At 29.2% G+C, this 20,563-nt stretch carries 10 protein-coding genes and 2 pseudogenes; 6 read left to right on the top strand and 6 right to left on the bottom strand.

The window, feature by feature from the left end; all coding sequences use genetic code 11:
* Positions 1-150: 150 nt before the first annotated feature.
* From plsB to ERCIPSPA2889_RS00870, 3 genes are all read right to left on the bottom strand, one after another.
* Complete coding sequence (gene plsB, locus ERCIPSPA2889_RS00880) at positions 151-2,586, bottom strand: glycerol-3-phosphate 1-O-acyltransferase PlsB (protein ID WP_157988998.1); 2,436 nt, start codon at positions 2,584-2,586, stop codon at positions 151-153.
* A 2,425-nt stretch (positions 2,587-5,011) separates the two neighbouring features.
* Entirely contained in the window at positions 5,012-5,653 is a 642-nt protein-coding gene (yfhb, locus tag ERCIPSPA2889_RS00875) for a phosphatidylglycerophosphatase C (RefSeq protein ID WP_232037605.1), read from the bottom strand.
* Between the two features lie 426 nt (positions 5,654-6,079).
* Positions 6,080-6,418, bottom strand: a complete 339-nt coding sequence (locus ERCIPSPA2889_RS00870; protein WP_157988997.1) for a Grx4 family monothiol glutaredoxin — start codon at positions 6,416-6,418, stop codon at positions 6,080-6,082.
* Between the two features lie 349 nt (positions 6,419-6,767).
* Here ERCIPSPA2889_RS00870 and galU point away from each other — a divergent pair, with 349 nt between their 5' ends.
* Positions 6,768-7,679 (top strand): UTP--glucose-1-phosphate uridylyltransferase GalU, encoded by a 912-nt coding sequence (gene galU / locus ERCIPSPA2889_RS00865; RefSeq protein WP_157988996.1) that lies wholly within the window; start codon positions 6,768-6,770, stop codon positions 7,677-7,679.
* Positions 7,680-7,861: 182 nt separating this feature from the next.
* On the opposite strand, the pseudogene rluB reads toward galU, so the two are convergent.
* Both rluB and pgm read right to left on the bottom strand, forming a co-directional pair.
* Positions 7,862-8,602: pseudogene (gene rluB, locus ERCIPSPA2889_RS00860) on the bottom strand (23S rRNA pseudouridine(2605) synthase RluB); the annotation flags it as partial.
* Positions 8,603-8,963: 361 nt separating this feature from the next.
* Positions 8,964-10,607, bottom strand: a complete 1,644-nt coding sequence (gene pgm, locus ERCIPSPA2889_RS00855) for a phosphoglucomutase (alpha-D-glucose-1,6-bisphosphate-dependent) (RefSeq protein ID WP_157988994.1) — start codon at positions 10,605-10,607, stop codon at positions 8,964-8,966.
* Positions 10,608-12,140: 1,533 nt separating this feature from the next.
* On the opposite strand from pgm, the gene ERCIPSPA2889_RS00850 reads away from it, so the two are divergent.
* A complete protein-coding gene (locus ERCIPSPA2889_RS00850) occupies positions 12,141-13,271 on the top strand; it encodes a glycosyltransferase family 4 protein (protein WP_157988993.1) in 1,131 nt (376 codons plus the stop codon).
* Positions 13,272-13,283: 12 nt separating this feature from the next.
* On the top strand, positions 13,284-14,393 hold the full coding sequence (locus ERCIPSPA2889_RS00845) for a glycosyltransferase (RefSeq protein ID WP_157988992.1): 1,110 nt from the start codon (positions 13,284-13,286) through the stop codon (positions 14,391-14,393).
* A 478-nt stretch (positions 14,394-14,871) separates the two neighbouring features.
* On the opposite strand, the gene ubiA is transcribed toward ERCIPSPA2889_RS00845, so the two are convergent.
* Positions 14,872-15,747, bottom strand: coding sequence for a 4-hydroxybenzoate octaprenyltransferase (gene ubiA / locus ERCIPSPA2889_RS00840; protein WP_157988991.1), 876 nt, complete (start codon positions 15,745-15,747; stop codon positions 14,872-14,874).
* A 1,171-nt stretch (positions 15,748-16,918) separates the two neighbouring features.
* On the opposite strand from ubiA, the gene clpP reads away from it, so the two are divergent.
* The 3 genes and pseudogenes from clpP to ERCIPSPA2889_RS00825 all read left to right on the top strand — a co-directional run bounded on the left by clpP (position 16,919) and on the right by ERCIPSPA2889_RS00825 (position 20,471).
* Positions 16,919-17,542 carry an ATP-dependent Clp endopeptidase proteolytic subunit ClpP gene (gene clpP / locus ERCIPSPA2889_RS00835; RefSeq protein ID WP_157988990.1) on the top strand — a complete coding sequence of 208 codons (624 nt, stop codon included), beginning with the start codon at positions 16,919-16,921 and terminating at the stop codon, positions 17,540-17,542.
* Positions 17,543-17,695: 153 nt separating this feature from the next.
* Positions 17,696-18,943, top strand: a pseudogene (gene clpX / locus ERCIPSPA2889_RS00830) (ATP-dependent protease ATP-binding subunit ClpX); the annotation flags it as partial.
* A gap of 853 nt (positions 18,944-19,796) precedes the next feature.
* Entirely contained in the window at positions 19,797-20,471 is a 675-nt protein-coding gene (locus ERCIPSPA2889_RS00825) for a DedA family protein (RefSeq protein WP_157988988.1), read from the top strand.
* Positions 20,472-20,563: the final 92 nt, after the last annotated feature.

Below are 20,563 nucleotides of genomic sequence, written 5' to 3'. Positions count from 1 at the left end.
TATTCTAATTGTTCTCTCATAAATAAAATTTAATACATTGTGCAATACTGCCTCTATTACTATTACATTATTAAAAATTTACAATTTTTTATAAAAAATTTTTAAACTTTTAAAAGTAGATTTTTAATAAGAAGAAAATTCTTATATTAATTATCTATCTACAACAAAACGCTCAATAGTTATGCGTATATCTTGAGGTACTAAGTTCGAGAGAATTTTATAGATATTCTTAAAGTATATATCCTGCGCATACTGAAGATCCTTAGACTCTTGCATATAACCTTTATTACGTATCGTAAAGATTAAAGTATTTAACATTGTCTTATCAAAAAACTCTAAAACATGAGTTCCATATAAAACAGATAAACGCTGTGCTATAATATAACTTTTGTCTGAGATCATTTTTCGAGTAATTGTTGGATTAGCAATCAAGATTGCAAAAATAATAGTATAACGTTGTAGTGCTTCTTGTGCACCTGCCGCTAAAAGTTGCAGTATATAAAAAAAATCTTCCTTTAGAGAAATGTAGTTTTTTTCTTTTTTTAATAGTCCTTGACGTTCCATCTCAGATACTAATGAATCTAGCAATCCAGACAACTCATCCTGTGACCAATGTAAGAACAACTCATGTTCAAGGATCGGATAAATCATGCTAACTTGATAATGCAACTCAATAAAATCTACTTTACGGTTCTTAATTAAGACAGTAGAAATTAATGCTGGTATTATGAACATATGATGAATGTTATTACGATAATAAAGTAAAGATTTTATCTTATTTTTTGGTAAGGTAACAATATCATCAATGGAATTCTGATTGACCTCAAACTGATTCATACTTAATGCATGTTCTAAAAGCTTTTCAGCGGCCATGTTAGGCACTGTCGCATCAGGAGAATATGGTACGTTGCGTAAAAGTTGCAAATAACAATCAATCTGTTGAATAAGTTGTTTACGCGGAAGAGCATATTGATCTGAACCTATTAAAGCCATTACACAGAGATTAGTAGCATTTATTGCTGCGGCATTATTAATTCTTATCATGATATGTTTTGCAATATCATGCGCAGCTGAAGTTAACCAGACTGGATGCTTTGTTTTGATTGGGTCAATAGACTTCCGCCATTCTGGTATTCTCTTATCTAGATACTTTGTTAAAGAAAAAGGCTCTCCAAAGTTAACATAACTTTGACCAAGATTACGTAAATTTTTTAATCCACGTAATATAGAAAACAATCCTTCTTTTTCTTTAATAGCCCCCGCTAATTCATTTGAATAAGATTCAACTTCTATGACATGTTCGTAACCAATATAAATTGGTATAATAGTAATAACACGTTGATTTTCACGTAACATTGCTTGTAAAGTCATTAAAAGAATACCAGTTTTTGGAGGTCTCAGATATCCGGTACGTGAACGTCCGCCTTCAATAAAATATTCTACCGGATAACCATGAGAAAATAACTCACTTACGTATTCACGAACAACTGTCGAATATAGTTTATTACCATTAAAGGTTCTACGAATAAAAAAGGCACCCAAATAACGAAATATTTTTCCAATAGGCCAAAAATTTAAGTTAATACCAGCAGCAATATAAGGTAAAGTTAGCCCCTGATGATAAAGGATATATGAAATTAACAAATAATCCATATGACTTCTATGACAAGGTAAATATACAATTGCGTGCTCTTTATAAGCTATATCTAGTATACGCCGACCTCCTCTGACATTGATATCTTGATAAAGTTTACCTAAACTCCACCTCATAATGCGATCCGTAAGATAAATCGCTACATAAGAAAAGTTCGCAGAAATTTCTTTTATTAACGCAATAGTATTTTTTTGTGCTTGCTGATGAGAAATACGTTTACTGCTTGCTTCTTCTGCTATTGCTTTTTTAATAACTTGAGACTGCAACAGTGTTACTAATAAGTTACTAGATGTTGACATTTGTAAACCAATTGCCACAAGACACTGACGAATAAAATGTATGCGCGCTGCACGAATAAGCTTTGCAGAAAATTTCTTATTAAATCTGTATTGAGCGTGTATATCACGTATTGATATCATCGATGAAAAATATATAAAACTGTCACGACCAAAAAAAAATACTTTTAATAATTTATTAATTTTACTAAACCACTTATAATTTATTATTTTATTTTTATCATAACGATTCTTACCAAGAGGCCGTCCAAAAATTATTGATACAAGAACAATGTGCACATTTAACTTAGAATCACGCTGATGCAATTCTAATATAAACTCCAGTAATTCTACCAACTTTAAATTATACATCATTGCAGAGCGAAAATTGACACTATCCTGAAGAAATACGTAATGAGGAAATGGATTACCAGCAATCTTTATCGGTGATAATGGATCAGATAGACCTACTTTTCGACAATAATTTTGTAATGTTATTAGGTCAAGTTTTGATTTATTAGGAAGGATATATATGATATTATTTTTTTTATCAAAATTTAAGATAGATTTTAAATTAGCTGAAATAATCCGACTTTGAACAAATATTTTAATAAGAATCTTCAATAAACAATTATCTATTATACCACCAATCAACATAGATCCAACCAAAACGTTTTGAGCGAGTAAATGCGATACTACACAACTAATATTTTTATGTTAATACTTTAGTCCCATATCTAATCCATAAACTCTATAATAACTGAATTATCTTTCATATTATTAAAGTTAATGTATCGTATTGTAGTTAGTGCATATGCTATCTGATGTAATCTCTCAATACGATAATTATTTCTTGTAAAAAAAACCAAGTCAGTTTATCTGCTAACATAGAATAAAAAAATGCATTATAATCTATAACGCCTTATGATCAGTCATTATAAACATTGCTACCATTATAAAATTATTAAAATTAAAGAGAGCTTATAATTATATTATTAATTTTATACTAATATGATACTGTTACTTAAGAATAATATATAAACTTCTTATTTAGAATATAGATTATAATATACTATAAAATGTTGCTACTAATTAAGTAAGAACAGTAGTAGAAAATATGCTATTTTTTTGTACGAATACCTCTTTCCAATAAAAATTAATATTATATCGATCTGAGTATTATTTTCGAAAGTTTATTTCAAAATGATAACTATATTATAATCTGATATAGATTGCTTTAAAAATACCAAATAAAGTCAATGTACCATACTATACTGCATTTATAATTTATTCTATAAAGTGAGTATTATAGAATAATCCACTAAAACTTAAAAAATGTTATTTTTTTTTCTTAAAGGTATGACTACATTACCCTAATGCACAATATACAGAATATCATTTATTATAAATACTACTATAATTCATCTATCAAGATCTTTTTGTAGCTTTTTAGATATCTTAACAATATTAAAAAATCCTCTTCATAATATTATTTTACTAAACTTTTTCTTTTTCAAAATATCTAGATTACGATAATTATACATCTTAATCAATCAATAGTTTTAAAAATATTGCTTATTATTTAAGTCATCTGAAGGCAATTATTATTAGAATTAAACGGTAATTATGTAAGTTTATTATGTATGTAATTAAATATTGCTATCTTTTCTTAAACGATCTCCTAAAAAAGCTCCATTTCTTTATATTTCATAAATAGAAAATTTTATATCTATAAATATAATATATAAAATATATTATCATTCTAATCGTTGCATAACAAGTTGAATAGAAATTAAATAATCAGTTTCATACTCATATAAATAGTCTAAATTTATAAAATTTAAATGAATATTTAAATAAGAAATAAAAAAATAGAATAATCACAAGATAATATCTTAAAATAGAAAAAAATAAAAAATTTGTAATATTTTCTAACTAAATTCAGTTATGTCTTAAGAAAAGATATAAAATATCTGAGTTTTATTTTAGTCTAAACAAAAACAATAAATATACAGTCTACATAATTTTACTGTATAAACCTCACTAAATTAATAAATCTCTCTTCTCAATATCATTATATAAGAATTACATTTATTGAGTATTATAAATACTAACCAAATTAGTTAACTAGATACGCACCTTAATAAGACAATACATAATAAGAAAAAAAACAAAATATATATTACAGTAATTGACTAATAAAAATAAACTAGGAATTATGTCATGAGTACATAAAATAATTTATTTTTTATAAAAAACAGAGTAAGCAAACTAATAGACTTATAAGAAATTCTTTACTACCAATTAAGTACCGATTAACTTAACAATACACTCCAGATAACGATAGACTTTAAGAATAAATTTCATAATGTATTATCATTAAGATCAAAATATCTTTTATATAAAGATAAACATTTAACGTTATATAATACATTTTATTCCATACATAAACATAAAATAAATATAAAAAATATTAATGTTATATTGAGCACTCGCAGTGATAGTACATTAACTGAATAAAATATCACTAATATTTATACTATATGTTATTTTTATAATAATATATAAATAAATAAGATAAAATATTTATTCAAAAAGCTCTTATTAAAAAAGATTTTTTTAAATTTTATATATATTTTAAAATAAAAATTTATATTATTATTACCATGATAATACTATATATATTTGATTACCTATTGTTATTTATAATAATAAAAAGATGCAGTAATCATTATCTTTTATAAAACGTTTCTTTATTGAGAATACTTATAAAGTTAAATGGATTTGTCTGAATATACAAATAAATAAAATATTTGTAAAAAAATAAAATACTCTGATGTTTTTCTAAAAGAGGAACGCTAATTTATTTAAAAGTAATCAAGTAAAGCTTATACTTGCAAAATTTATAAAACATTAAAATATCTAAACTAAAATTCTCTTAATGAAATTATATTTTATATCAACTATAAAATATAATCTTTAAGAGAAGATCACTACTAAAAATCACACTTATATACATTGTGCCAATTTTATAACAATTATATTAATAAATTTTTATCTCTAAAAAACCTTTTGATTACTTTTAAGATAAAATCTTATAAAAATTCCCCGATGGAGTAACACGAAAGCGATTATGACAAAATAATAACAATGGGTCATCTAATGTACTATCGCTATAACCACTCTCAAGTTTTAAAGGCTGACCAATTCTCTCAGTTAATTGAGCTACTTTTTCACGCCCAACACATCGCATTGATAACACTCTTCCTCCATAAGCCCGAACCATCTGACTAGCAATTAATTGAATGTGTGGAAAAAAATCAACATTGCAATATATTCGCTCTACTAATACTTGAGGTGAGCCAGTAATTAACCACACATCAGTGTCTTTACAGCTAATATACTCAACAAGTCGCTGATGTATTTTTAAAAAAGGTGTTTGTCGCTGCAAAAACCAATTAGTAAACTCTTCTTCTCGTTGTAACAGTAAAGATTCACTACGTCCGACAGTTATTGACCATAAAAGCAAACTCATTGGCCAACAAGAGGTACGACCATATATTATTAGCCCTAACCCAATTAATGGCAGTACTATTAAAAATGGGAGAATATTTAATAAATTCCGCCATAGCAACCAATATATAAAAGAACGAAAAATATCCTCTTGATGTAGTGTACCATCAAGGTCAAAAAATATTATACGTCTTCCATGGAAGGTTATCACAAACTTTATCCCAAAACTATATGAAACCTATGAGGGTTTTATAAAAACAACTCTTCAAAAAGAAAGAATTTTTAAGTAATTAAAATACTCTGCAAAAAAAATCTTTTTAGAATCTTTTGAATAAAATAAATTAGGCAGATCATTTTTCAAAATAAAAAAATAATATTATACATTACAAAATACGTATACTGATAATTATTAAAATAATATATTACTATCATTTTATAAAAATCAATTAAAATCTTCCACCTAAAATAAAACAGATAGTTAATATTTACTGTATTAATATAGGTCATAAGTAAATTATTTATATAAAAAATATATGTTTTTATATTCTCTTTTATAAATAAAAAACATACTACTTATATTCAAAATGCATAGCAATAAATATTACAAAATGTTTACTAAACATTAGATGCATCTGGATTAATCTTTAATAGAACTATTATATTTTTTTGCAGTTTTTTTAATTAACTTTTGCAATTCACCTTTTTGAAACATCTCAAGGATAATATCACACCCACCGCATAAATCACCATCAATCCACAATTGTGGAAAGGTTGGCCAATTGGCATATTTTGGCATTTCAGAACGGATCTCTGGATTCTTTAATATATCTATGTAAGCAAAACGCTCACCGCAAGCCGTAATAGCCTGTACGGCCTGAGCTGAAAAACCACAACTAGGTGACTCAGGAGAACCTTTCATATATAGTATAATAGGGTTTTCTATAATTTGACGTTGAATCTTTTCCAATACACTCATAAGTTTTGCCTTTAAGTTACACTACATACTGGATTTATTAACAGTAGATTTAATATCTAAAAATCTCTTTTATATTCAAATAATGCTTCATTATATTTTACCATAAACAAATCTATAAGTAATTATATAATTAGATCTTAATCATAATTACAATATTATCTTCTAGATAAAATACAAAAAAACAGTATGAATGAGATTATACTTGACAATCATATTCTATACAAACTTCAAAGTATTAGACACTAGACGAATAAGACAGCTAGTATTACTATACTAAGATTACATGTAACCTTTCTCTGATATGTGTATTTAATCATTATTAAGGTATGAAAGATTTGGAAAAAACTTAATGTCTACTGGTCACTTAAAAATAAAACAAGCAGTAATCCCAGTCGCTGGCTGGGGAACGCGAATGTTGCCTGCTACAAAAGCTATCCCAAAAGAGATGTTGCCATTAGTAGATAAACCATTGATTCAATACGTTGTGAATGAATGTATTATGTCTGGAATTAATAATATTATACTAGTAACACATGCCTCTAAAAGCTCAATAGCAAATCACTTCGATACTAACTGTGAGTTAGAAACTATGTTAGAAAGACACTCTAAGCAGAATTTTCTGAAAGAAATCCAGTCTATATGTCCACCATCTATTAATATCATGGAAGTTCGTCAAGGAATACCTAGGGGACTTGGTCATGCGATAATGTGTGCGCGGCCACTGATTGGTAATCATCCGATCGCTATAATGTTACCTGATGTTATTCTAGATCAGCGAAAATCAGATCTATCACGCGATAATCTCGCAGAAATGATTAAAAGATTTCATAGAACGAGATGTAGTCAAATTATGGTAAAACCAGTAATTGATGTTACCACTTATGGTATTGTGGATTGCTTCGGGGAAACATTGACTCCTGGTGATAGTAAAATCATAACTAGTATAATAGAAAAGCCTAATATTAATCAAGCACCATCAAATCTTGCAGTAGTAGGTCGTTATGTTCTCTCTGAAAAAATCTGGCCTTTGCTAACTCAAATATATCCAAAAACTGATAAAGAAATACAACTAACTGATGCTCTATCTTTACTAATAGAAAAAGAAGCAGTACAAGCTTATTGCTTAAAAGGTAAAAGTTATGACTGTGGTAATAAATTTGGCTACATTAAAGCTTTTGTTACGTATGCCATGCATCATAAAAAACTCGGTAATGATTTTAAAATTTGGATAAAAAAAGCTTTAGATGATCTTAACCATTAATATATTTATAGATCTATTTATGGAGTGTGTACTAAAAACTTTCCTACTTGTTTATATTATTTTTATCTTATGAATTTTGTTAGTTTTTGAGAAGAGGCTGTTAGTATTCGCTAAATTTAACTAAATTTCAAATCTTTCAATGTTTATCTAATATCATGTACCTATAGTGTTTTACCTTCTTAAAGCCCAACCAAATTACGTAAAGAGTTGACAGAAAATAAATCTAACTCTCTCCAATCTCCTCGTAATAAATTTCTAGGTAAAATAATATTACCGTAACGTATACGTATTAAGCGACTCACCTGTGCACCTAATGCTTCCCAAAAACGACGTATCTCACGATTTCGCCCTTCTGCTAAAATCATCTTATACCAAAGGTTAATACCCTTCCCGCTAATAAACGCTAAGGATTTATATTTTACGGATGCATCTCTTAGATTAAAACTAGAGCATGCTAACTTCAATTTTTTATCATTAATTTCCCCAAAAACCCGCACCATATACTCACGCTCTACTGCGTACTTAGGATGCATCAAACGATGAGCTAATTCACCATCAGTAGTAAATAACAATAAGCCTACAGTATTAATATCTAAACGCCCAACCGACACCCATCGACTACCTTTTAATTTTGGTAAGCGATCAAAAATAGTTTGACGCTCTGTTTGGTCACAACGAGTACATAGCTCCCCATCTAGCTTATAATAAGCTATTACCCGGCATGCTACTGTAAGAGATGAAGTAATATTTGATACTACATGATTATCTATACGTATGTGCGGTACATGGTGCGGCTCTACTCGATCCCCCAATATAGCCAATTTATGATTAATCCTCACGCGTCCCTCAATGATCATACCTTCGATTGCACGTCGAGAGCCATATCCAGCTCTCGCTAAAATTTTTTGTAACTTTTCAGTCATCTAACCCTCTATAAAAAATCAGCTTAGCTGTTAAAAAACGCATATGATAAAATAAAACATCGAGCATTCAATTATATATTGTGATATTATTTTGGTCTTATTCATTATATAATATGTATAATCATATTAATAAATTACATAAAAATTTTTACTTATGATCTATGTATAAATGTAATTTATCTAAAAAATATTTTTGCGTATAAAATTATTTCAGATATAAAACCTTATGTACTATGATTATTTCTATTAGTCGCGTCTTTTTATATCTAAAAAGACATAAAATGATACTGTACTAGAGCAGTTGTTTGTCTTAATTTTAATCCATAGAGACTATCGCACATTATAATAACTTTTAAATTTTTTATACAATATCTTTAAAGATGGAATGAACAAACTGCATAGCCTCTTTCTCTATTATCTTGCAATGTTCTATACCGATAAGACTTTCACAATATAGTTTATATGAATCTTCTGTACCAGATGGACGTAAAACAAACCAACCATTTTTTGTTATAATCTTTATACCCCCAGAAGATTCCCCGTGGAATAGAGAATCTGTTTGGCAAGAAATAATAGCCTCTCCTGCTAAAACATCACTCTTAATTCTGCTCAGGGATACTTTTGATAAAGCCAGTTTTTGCCTAGGCGTAGCGGGGGCCTGAACACGAGTATAACTAGACTTGCCAAAACGTTTACTAAGTTCGTTGTAGTGTTCTTGTGGATTTTTTCCAGTAACTGCAGTAATTTCTGCCGCTAATAAACACATAATAATCCCATCTTTATCAGTAGACCACGGTGTTCCATCAAAACGAAGAAATGAAGCGCCTGCGCTTTCTTCACCTCCAAAGCCCAAACTTCCATCAAACAAACCATCCGCAAACCATTTAAAACCAACTGGTACTTCTATTAGTGGACGCCTAAGATCATGTACTATGCGATCTATAATAGCACTAGAAACTAATGTCTTTCCTACCGCAACCTGATCTCCCCATTTTGGTCTATTTTTAAATAGATAATGAATGGCCACTGCTAAATAATGATTAGGATGCATCAAGCCTGCAGGAGTGATAATACCATGACGATCATTATCTGGATCGTTAGCAAAAACTAGATCAAATTTATCACGTAATGCTAGCAGACCAGCCATCACAGATTGCGATGAACAATCCATGCGAATTTTTCCATCGTGATCAAGATGCATAAAACGAAAGGTTTGATCCACAGAATCATTCACAATAGTAAGATCTAGCTGATAAACATCTGCAATACGCTCCCAATATGCAATACCTGCACCACCTAAAGGGTCAATACCTATTTTTAATTTAGCCTTCTGTATTGCTGGAATATCTATAATATAAAACAAATCCTCAACATATCTCTGTATGATATCTTGCTCTGTTAAATAACCACTAGACCATGCATCGTCTAATGTCATTTGTTTTACTCCTTTCAGCTCGCTACGAATTAACGCATTAGCGCGAGCTTCCAAAATTTTAGTGCAATTATTATTTGCTGGACCACCATTAGGTAAATTATACTTAATCCCACCATCTTCCGGTGGATTGTGAGAAGCTGTAATGACAATACCATCTGCTTTTGGACCACCGTGTTTATTATATTCAATAATAGCATGAGAAATTGCAGGTGTAGGTGTATAACCATTCTCTTTTTGAATAATCACCGGTATTCTATTCGCAGAAAAAACCTCTAATACAGATAACATTGCTGGTTCTGATAATGCATGAGTATCTTTCCCTACAAATGATGGACCAGTTACACCATTTTTTTCTCGTTCTTCTGCAATAGCTTGTGTGATCGCTAAAACATGTGTTTCATTAAAACTATAGCGCATAGAACTACCACGATGCCCTGAAGTACCAAACTTCACTTCATGCTCAATATGACCTTTCTTTGGGCTCAGCACATAATACTGAGAAGTCAATCGTGCCACATTAACCAAATCACTCTGCTGGGCAGGTTTTCCAGCCCTGGAGTGATACCGCATAAAAATTACCTCCCTTAAATATAAATGCTAAATAATGATCCATGTACTACAGTAACATTAAACTAAAAATTGCATGTACAAATATATCTAACTTTATCTAAACAAAAACCATTCCATAATAGTCTATTGTATCTGTAACCTTAACGTATCCGATAACTACATTAGCCTCTTAAAAGAATAAAAACCTTTCTAATTAATAATTAAAAAATCATTTATTTTACAGCTATATCTCCTAAACGAGAATAAATTATTTCTTTTATATATTTTTATAAACCTTATACTAAAAACGATAATCTAAATTTTTAAATTAAAATCACGGAAAGTTAAACTAACCCTCCTTTAATTTTAAAAATTTTTATATTATGTACAGTAACGTTTTATTCATATCTACTCAAGAAGCGTCAATAAATAATAATTATAAGTAACATATCTTTAAAAAAGATTTCTCAATGATGTATTATAATGCAGTAATTCATTTATGAAAATACAATACATCAAATCACCGATATAAAATGGTATATATAAAAATAATTTAATATCTATTGATTATATATAATTATATAGTCATAATTAAAGATGGTTTTATTTTAAAAGATACATATAAAAATATAATTTTCAATATAAAAAAATATTACACCAAAAATAATCAATATAGCTATATTATTAAAACTGCAGATATAAAGTACGCAAATACAATATGTAATGAGCACGTATCTATATTAAAATCCCTCAAAAAAAACCAAAATAAATTCTCAGAGAAATTCTCTATGAGAGATATATTAACAAATCTCAGTTTTAAGACCTATCAATTTATATAATATAATATTATACATCCCTTACTTTAAGACTATTACTATTTTTACCTAATAAGATATAAAACTGCCTGCATTAGTCTATAATCACCTTAGTTATTATAATTGTCTGTTAAAATATCTGTGATCTATCTCGTGGTTACTAACTAGCATTATATAGTAAATAATGTCACATAGAAAATTATAATATTTTGAATATCTAATAAATCTCAATACAAAGTAAATTTAAGAAAAAAAAAGACTAAAAATTTAATGACACAATTAATAATCAGTTATATTATATATATTCTGGTATATAATCCTGTTAGTTAAATATGCTTTATGCATTCTGTTTTTAGCTCTCAAGATACAGACTTTTTAGTAAAATTCACCTGCATTATTATCTAATACAACTATTTTAATCATGCTATGTCTCTCGCACACTTTATTATATTATGTATCGTGTAAACTAAAATTCATATTAAAATAACTCTATATTAATATATTTTTTAATATATTGAGGTACTAAGGTCTTACAATCACATTGATTACATAATATTAATTATTAAATTAATATTTAATATTCTTTTATATTAATAATTAAATAAATAAAATTTAATCTTGTTATTATTATATATTTCAATTTATAAAAATTACATCAATAAATATAGATACAGATATATTATTAGATTAATATTGCTCTCATTATATTAAATATCACAAATACGTAGGATCTACTATCATGGATACTATACGATTTGCAATCGTTCGACAAAAATATCGTCCAGATGGAGGGGCAGAAAAATTTATTGCTTACACGCTAGAAGCTCTAGAAACATCGGAAAGCATCGAGCTAAATATTATTGCCCGTAAGTGGCAATATAAACAAAAAGAACGTTTGACTCTACATAAATGTAATCCTCTACAATTGGACAGAATTAGTCGTGAACGTGGATTCGCTAATACTGCGCGTGCACTTTGGAAACGAGAAAATTTTAATATTGTGCAGAGTCATGAACGTATTGCGGGATGCGATATATATCGCGCAGGAGATGGTGTGCACCAAATCTGGCTAGAACAACGCAGTCGCATTCTTCCAAAATGGCATCAAAAACTACTATTCCTAAGCCCCTACCATCGTTATGTAATCAAAGCCGAACAACTAATGTATCAAGCTCCAGAACTCAAAGCAGTTATATGTAATTCACGTATGGTTCAAAAAGAAATTATAGACCAATTTGGTTTACATAAAAATAAAATTCATGTTATCTATAATATAATTAATACAAAAGAATTTTTCCCAGCTAATGAATTACAGCGTCTGAAGATCAGAAAACTATTCTCTTTACCATTAAAAGCATCGATTCTAATCTATGTTGGCTCTGGTTTTGAACGCAAAGGGCTTAAGTCAGCTATTTACGCGATATCTAAAACTCACTACTACCTTATAGTAGTAGGACGAGACAAATCAGAAACAAAATACCATAATATATCTAAAGACCTTGCCTGTTCTAATCGCATCCTTTTTGTCGGTGTTCAAGTCAATATGTGTTTATGGTATCAAGCTGCGGATGGATTGCTTCTTCCGACTTTATATGATCCATGTCCTAATGTTATTTTAGAAGCAATGGCTTGTGGTTTACCAATTATTACCTCTGCTACTTGTGGAGGGAGCGAATTTATCTTACCAGGTAAAAATGGCTATATTTGCGATGCACTAGATGTTACATCGATAGTAGATGCTATTATGGCACTACCTCCATGGACCTTTAATAGCTCAGCTAGTAAATACGCGCGTTCACAAGTGATGCCTTTATCCTCTCAATACTTATCTCAACAGCTTCTATCTCTTTATAAAAAAATTCTTAATTAAATTGATCAAAGCATGCGTATATTAATGATTATTGATGGGCTACCTGGCGGAGGGGCCGAAAAAGTTGTACTTACTCTTTGTCAAGAGATGCATCAACTAGGACACCAAATACAACTATTATCATTACGTAATATCTGCCAATATCCACTACCTAATGGAATGAATTATCAGGTACTTAATAAATTAAATTATACATTATTTTGTAAAAAATTCATAGAGCGCTCTTACTATTCTAATATGCTCAGTCAAGTCATTAAGATGAATGAAAAAAAACACGGTAAATATGATCTAATTTTTTCCCATTTGCATAATACTGACCGTATTGTCTCTCAGACTCATGTGGACTCTGTAGAAAAAATATGGTTTTGCATTCACGGGATGTTATCCATTTCTCATCTTGAAAATCGTCATACTCTGGATCTATGGCGAAAAAAAAGAGCAATCACTAAAATCTATACTAATAAAAATATTGTATCTGTATCTAATGCTGTCGCAAAAGATTTAACAGTCGATCTTTCTGTCCAGCCTAGTAAATTAGTTGTTATTAATAATCCCTTTCAGATTCAACACATTCTTACACAAGCAGCTGAAAAATTTAATTTACCAAAAACACCATACCTCATCCATGTAGGTCGTTTTCATGCTCATAAGCGTCACGATCGCCTGCTCTTGGCCTATGCAAAATCAGGCATTAAAGCTCAATTAGTGCTAGTAGGCTCCGGAACCGTACAGCAAATTAATATAATAAAAAAACTAGCGGAAAAATTAAAGATTATAGAACGATTGATTTTTATAGGTTTTCAGAGAAACCCCTATCCGCTGATAAAACACGCAAGAATGTTGATTCTTAGTTCAGATAGCGAAGGTTTCGGTAATGTTCTAATAGAAGCCTTACTCTGTGGAACACCAGTAGTGAGTACGCGCTGTCCAGGAGGCCCTGTTGAAATTCTAGAAACCGCTGGCATAGAAGATGCTCTAACAGATTTAAACAGTGATGCTCTAGCAGAAAAAATGAAAAAAGTCTATAATTTTCCACCTGATCCAATTGATCAAAAATACTTACAAATTTATGATTGTAAAAATATCTGTCAACAATATTTAAGACTTGCAGAACACTATTAAAAAACTATAAATATATGATGATGTGCGATTAAGTAAATAATTATTTTTGTAATAAATATTACATGACACTTTTAATCATTTATTTTTGATATATAATAATTGATTAAGAAGAAAAGAAAAACATAATAATATAAACAATTATACCTAATTATACGTAAGCATTTTTATCGATATGAAAAACAAAAAATAATAAATTTGTATTTTATATGCATCATAGTACCACTATAAAATACAATCCCCCTTAAAAGATATATTACACAATGTAATCAGCAAAATAGCTCAATCACGTCAAAATTATATATTTCCTGCATCAACCTTTACAGTTAAAACCGTGATATATTTACTATAATATGATCACTTTTTATTCGATAACACAGTATTAATATTATTAAAGAAATTAACTATTTTCGATATATTTTTATATTTTTTCTACTAATATATAAATTTTCCACCAATATATAAAATATTAAACTCACTTCTATAAAAAAGACGATGTACTAAGCGCTATACCGACAAATATAATCAAACCAACCCAATTATTTTTTGAAAATGCCTTAAAACAGCGATCTTCCTGACGATTCGTAATCAAAAAATGTTGATAAACAAATAATATAAATGCTCCTAAAATTGCAAAATAAAAAATTGAATGTAACGCCAACTTCCAACCAACTAATGTTAAAAACATTAATGATAATAATTGTAGAAAAGCAATAATGAGTGTATCATATTTATGAAATAAAATTGCAGTAGATTTAACACCTATTTTTAAGTCATCTGAACGATCGACCATTGCATATTGTGTATCGTAAGAAACCACCCAAAAAAAATTTCCAAAAAATAACAACCAACAAGCAATAGGTAGCCTATTACTTATTTCCAACCAGGCCATCGGAATGGATAGACTAAACGAAATACCCAAAAAGACTTGTGGAAAATAAGTATATCGTTTCATAAATGGATAAACCCAGGTTAAAGCCAATCCTAATATGGAAAATAAGATTGTTGTCATGCGCATAGTTAACACAAGCATACAAGAAATGAGCAATAAACTTAAATGCAATAGTTTTGCCTTCCGCACAGAAATGTTTCTACTAGGTAATGGTCGATTTTTTGTACGTTGAATATAGACGTCAATGTTTCGATCAACGATATCATTAATTACGCAACCTGCCGAGCGCATACAAAAAACCCCAAGCGTAAATACAAATAAAACTTTAACTGATGGAACTGACATACCTGATAGCCATAATGCCCACAAAGTAGGCCATAATAGCAAAAAAAAACCACCAGGTTGGTGAATACGCATTATCTGACAATAGATTACCAGGTTACGCACTGGTAATATGTCACGCATATGATAGTCTCCTGTGGAATTCTTTATCAAAAGATAAATAAAAAACTTACAAACAGTAATAATGCAATATTCAAATAAAATCAATATATATTGATATACTTTTAAAAGCTGCTCTTATTGGTTATTATTTTAGAGTTGGTTGAGAACTCTAAAAACTAAAAAAATAATAGACACAATACACTATATATGATATTATTAAATATTGTTGATTAATATGTTTTAAAATTTAATATTTTATTTATTATTATTTTAGTTAAAATAACTTATATATAATATATACATAATATAAATTATATTTACAATTATAATAATTTTTTTGTAACGTATTTTTTATGACAATATTATCATTATTAACTACCCCTGAAGAGAGTTATAATATTTACAATACAAACACTAACTCTTAATCACTTACTCGTAAATATAGTTATCACACTAATTGTTTTGTACTATAAAATTAAGTTATAAAAAGTAAATATTTTATAATATTATTTATAGTACAATTTTCAATTGCCACAAAATATCAGAAACTTATAATAATTTGATATTATAAAACTAGCATAAATGACTTATGACTTATATTGTAAAATAAATTATTCTTAATCTCTAATATAAAGTTTTAATTTCTGAAAAAGAGACCGTTAATATTATCAGATACTGTCAAGTCTGTAACTAACTAGACTCTGCAGAATGCAGGTGTTAGTATGATAAAGCTTTTACTTAACGGTTATCTCTAAATAAAGCTACATCCGATGGTAAAGTAGTTTAAATTTTACAAAATAAAATCACTAAGTTATGCCAATCCTTAATATTAGAACAAATCTTTAGATTAACCTCTTATTAGGTAATAATAATGACATTACAAAATTAACCAGTGCATTACATTTTATGATACCTAAATTTCAGGAAATTATTCTTTGTAGTTAAGTATATCGTTTATTAGTATATTAAGATATTTGTTACAATAAGTTTCTACTTGCCGCTACTAGGGGGTAAGCTCTATATAATTAATAATTATACATAGAGAGTATATTCGATATATATCGCATATAATATATATCGAATATACTGAGATAACGTACACCAAACACAAAAATCTCAATAAAAACTAAAATATACTAAAATACTCTTAAGTAACCTCGTTATAGAACAAGCATTTTACTAGGAGATAAAAATGGTATATGGTAACAACAAAAAGAGAAATCAATCGCATATGACATTAGTTCCTATGGTAATTGAACATACCTCACGAGGAGAGCGTTCATATGACATTTATTCACGCCTGCTTAAAGAGCGTATTATTTTTTTAACTGGACCAATTGAAGATCATATGGCTAATTTAATTGTAGCTCAGATCTTATTTTTAGAAGCTGACAACCCAGAAAAAGATATTCATCTTTATATTAATTCCCCTGGTGGAATAATTACTGCTGGCATGTCTATTTATGACACTATGCAGTTTGTTAAGCCAGATATTAATACAATTTGCATGGGGCAAGCGTGTTCTATGGGGGCATTTCTTTTAGCTGCAGGAGCAAAGGGTAAGCGCTATTGTTTAGCTCAGGCACGCATAATGATCCATCAACCTCTAGGTGGATTCCAAGGTCAAGCTTCTGATATCGATATTCATGCACGTGAAATTATTAAAACTAAACAAATTATGAATCAACTTATGGCTAATCATACTGGTCAAACCATTGAGACTATTGAGCGAGATACTAATCGAGATCGTTTTTTATCGGCAATAGAATCTGTAGAATATGGTTTAGTAGATGCTATTTTCTTTAAACGTAGTTAATTAACTATTTTATCTCATAACCAAAAAATCAACAAAAAATAATTTTATTTAATGTCAGACTATATCCATATATGTGATAATAAAAGTAGAAGTTTGATTTCATTTCCTCTATTGGGAACAGTCAATATCATTATAAGAATGAGAGGGAAGTACATGACAGATCAGCACAAAGACGGTTCAGGGCAGATCCTCTACTGCTCTTTTTGCGGTAAAAGCCAGTATAAAGTTCGCAAATTAATTGCCGGACCATCAGTATGTATCTGTGATGAATGCGTGAATTTATGTAACGATATCATTCGCAAGGAGAGTCAGAAAGTAACACCTCCTCTTAATTGTAGCTCTCTACCAACTCCACAAGAGATTCGAGCTCATCTAGACGAATATGTGATAGGGCAAAGCCAAGCTAAAAAAGTTCTATCAGTAGCTGTTTATAACCATTATAAACGCTTACATAACAGCGATGCTGGTAATGTCATTGAGCTAGGGAAGAGTAATATTTTATTAATTGGACCAACGGGAAGCGGAAAAACCCTTTTAGCTGAAACTATGGCTCGCCTCCTGGATGTTCCATGCACCATGGCAGATGCTACAACTCTCACTGAAGCAGGATACGTTGGTGAGGATGTAGAAAATATTATTCAAAAACTTCTGCAAAAGTGTGATTATAATATACAAAAAGCTCAACGGGGTATTGTCTATATTGATGAAATCGATAAAATCTCACGTAAATCAGATAATCCGTCTATTACTAGGGATGTCTCTGGTGAAGGTGTGCAGCAAGCTTTACTTAAGCTTATTGAAGGCACGGTAGCTTCAGTGCCGCCTCAAGGTGGACGAAAACATCCACAGCAAGAATTTCTCCAAGTAGATACTTCCAAAATTCTGTTTATTTGCGGAGGAGCATTTTCTGGGCTTGATAAAATTATTTATCAACGAGTGGACAATGGAGTTGGAATTGGTTTTAGTGCATTACTGACAAGCCAGTCAAGAAAAACAGAAAAAAATAATATTTTATCTCAAGTTGAACCAGAAGATTTAATTAAATTTGGATTGATTCCTGAATTCATTGGACGCTTGCCAGTACTCGCAACACTTAGTGAGCTAGATGAGATAGAGTTAATTCAAATTTTACATGAACCAAAAAATGCACTCACAAAACAATATCAAGCTTTATTTAGTTTAGAAGGGGTAGAGCTAGAATTTAAGAAGGAAGCATTACAAGAAATTGCATGTCAGGCAATACGACGCAAACTTGGCGCTCGAGGATTACGCTCTATCATAGAAAGTATGCTATTAAATACTATGTATGATTTACCCTCCATACATAACATCCAAAAAGTTATTATTAACAAATCTGTAATTACTGGAGAAAGTGAACCAATAAAGACCTATAAACCAGAAGAACCGATAAAAAAATCAGATAACTTATTAACAGAAAGCCCTTCATTACTCCTAGAGAATTCAAGTGCATCTCATTATATTCTTGAGAATGATAAAAGTTAATTGAAATACTAAATGAATAAAAATGACTTATAAAATTATCTTAAGCTTAAAAGTATAATTAAATACCGCTTAATGAGAAACATTTTGTTTGTGATGGGATTCTACTAACACTTAAAACTTATATAAACATTATAGTAATGAATTCGATATATTAAAAACTGATAAACCGATGTACCCATATAGCTTGATAATAAAAATATCATCGATAGACTACATTAGTCTATACTATATAATAGTATTAAAAATACTAGTATTCAAAAGGTTTTTTTTATATATATCTCTAACCTTCATAAGTAAATTGGTATATATGTAATCTCCCAAACTAAAGACAAATATTACTCTATGATCAATTAAAACCCTGAGTATATCTATTCTTTCCTCCTTCTAAAAGAAAACTCGAAGAAATACATTCTAATCAGGTTTTTAATAGAATAACATGATATCTATCCATATCACATAGGTCGCATGATACAAGAGATATCTTATATACCTGAACAATTACACATGCAAGATCTTATGTTCTCAAAAGAATTAAATATGATTGTTTTTATAAACTTTTATCCCAATAAAAAAGTTTATTCTAGAAAAATGATGATAAAATACATTAGAAACACTAAAAAATTATATAATAGGGCCAGGCAATTACTTAAGATTTTTTCCTCATCAAAGATCTTTATAAGAGAATATCTAATCTAAATATGCAGGGTAAATACAGAAATAACTATTAGATCATATCTGAGATACTACAATAATGGATATTTTAAAATTTCTATCTCAAGCCTTGTGGCAACATAACTATACTGCACTTACAGATCCATCTCTTGTCTTATCACTGTATTGTATATTTTTTTTAATTTTATTTTTAGAAAACGCCTTACTGCCAACATCTTTTTTACCAGGGGATAGTCTTTTAGTACTAGTCGGTATCTTAGTAGCTAAGGGAGTAATTAATGGTATACTTATATTATGCGTTTTAACAATCGCTGCTGCTCTTGGTTGCTGGGTAAGCTATGCACAAGGTAAGTGGTTAGGAAACACACTAATCGTGCAAAGATGGTTATTATATCTTCCATTACATTATCATAAAAAAGCAGAAAAATTGTTTCACCAATATGGCATGTCGGCATTACTGATTAGTCGTTTTATTGCTTTTGTTCGTACGTTATTGCCAACTATTGCAGGACTATCTAGTTTAGATAATGTAAAATTTCAATTATTTAATTGGACTAGTGCTTTTCTTTGGGTGCTAATATTAATTATGGTAGGTTTTTTATTTGGTAAAACACCAATTTTTATTTATTACGAACCTCAATTGATGCTATGCCTAATATTACTACCAATAGGTCTCATGCTATTTGGTTTGGTCAGTACACTATACTTCTTATGTAAAAAAACTTATCGAAAAAATAAGACCACTCACTTATAGTTCTTACTTTAATAAAAGTATAAAGCTTTTATAAAATTTTATCTTAATACTATAAAAAATCACACTATTGTATCGTATTAATATACGCTCAT

Source organism: Candidatus Erwinia haradaeae, assembly GCF_900698985.1.
Lineage (GTDB): Bacteria > Pseudomonadota > Gammaproteobacteria > Enterobacterales > Enterobacteriaceae > Erwinia_E > Erwinia_E haradaeae_B.
Note: the sequence above shows the minus strand (reverse complement) of the source record. Positions and strands in the feature narration are given on the sequence as shown.

Bases quoted from the DNA above. Each gene is read 5' to 3' on its own strand.
- ERCIPSPA2889_RS00845 (WP_157988992.1), top strand. From the start codon at position 13,284: ATGCGTATATTAATGATTATTGATGGGCTACCTGGCGGAGGGGCCGAA.
- ERCIPSPA2889_RS00850 (WP_157988993.1), top strand. From the start codon at position 12,141: ATGGATACTATACGATTTGCAATCGTTCGACAAAAATATCGTCCAGAT.
- galU (WP_157988996.1), top strand. From the start codon at position 6,768: ATGTCTACTGGTCACTTAAAAATAAAACAAGCAGTAATCCCAGTCGCT.
- pgm (WP_157988994.1), bottom strand. From the start codon at position 10,607: ATGCGGTATCACTCCAGGGCTGGAAAACCTGCCCAGCAGAGTGATTTG.
- ERCIPSPA2889_RS00825 (WP_157988988.1), top strand. From the start codon at position 19,797: ATGGATATTTTAAAATTTCTATCTCAAGCCTTGTGGCAACATAACTAT.
- clpP (WP_157988990.1), top strand. From the start codon at position 16,919: ATGGTATATGGTAACAACAAAAAGAGAAATCAATCGCATATGACATTA.
- ubiA (WP_157988991.1), bottom strand. From the start codon at position 15,747: ATGCGTGACATATTACCAGTGCGTAACCTGGTAATCTATTGTCAGATA.
- ERCIPSPA2889_RS00870 (WP_157988997.1), bottom strand. From the start codon at position 6,418: ATGAGTGTATTGGAAAAGATTCAACGTCAAATTATAGAAAACCCTATT.
- plsB (WP_157988998.1), bottom strand. From the start codon at position 2,586: ATGTTGATTGGTGGTATAATAGATAATTGTTTATTGAAGATTCTTATT.